The sequence below is a fragment of the Tritonibacter sp. SIMBA_163 genome, from assembly GCF_046535935.1.
GTDB lineage: Bacteria > Pseudomonadota > Alphaproteobacteria > Rhodobacterales > Rhodobacteraceae > Epibacterium > Epibacterium scottomollicae.
Genome location: NZ_JAWJBP010001111.1, coordinates 1 through 244, shown reverse-complemented (window position 1 = coordinate 244; position 244 = coordinate 1). Strand labels below are relative to the sequence as shown.

The following is a 244-nucleotide window of genomic DNA, read 5'->3' as shown; positions in this document are numbered from 1 at the left end:
GTCATATTAATTTTATGTAGAATTGAATTTTCTTTATGCATATCCATATTAATAAAGAATCTTGGTGAGTGTGTTACCTTTACATCTTCTAAAACATCTTCATACTTTTTATACCTTACATTTATTCTTTTTCCATCCATCTGTCCAAAAACAAGATATATTTGATCAGTTACATTTGATTTTAAAGTACCTTCGAAGATACTATTACCTACTGATTGCCAATTTTTATTTTTTGAAAACTTTA

1 protein-coding gene is annotated in these 244 nt (G+C 25.4%); it reads right to left on the bottom strand.

What is annotated here, in order from left to right; translation table 11 throughout:
• A partial coding sequence (locus tag R0J92_RS25775) for a hypothetical protein (RefSeq protein WP_411053783.1) occupies positions 1 to 244 on the bottom strand: 244 nt, incomplete at both ends.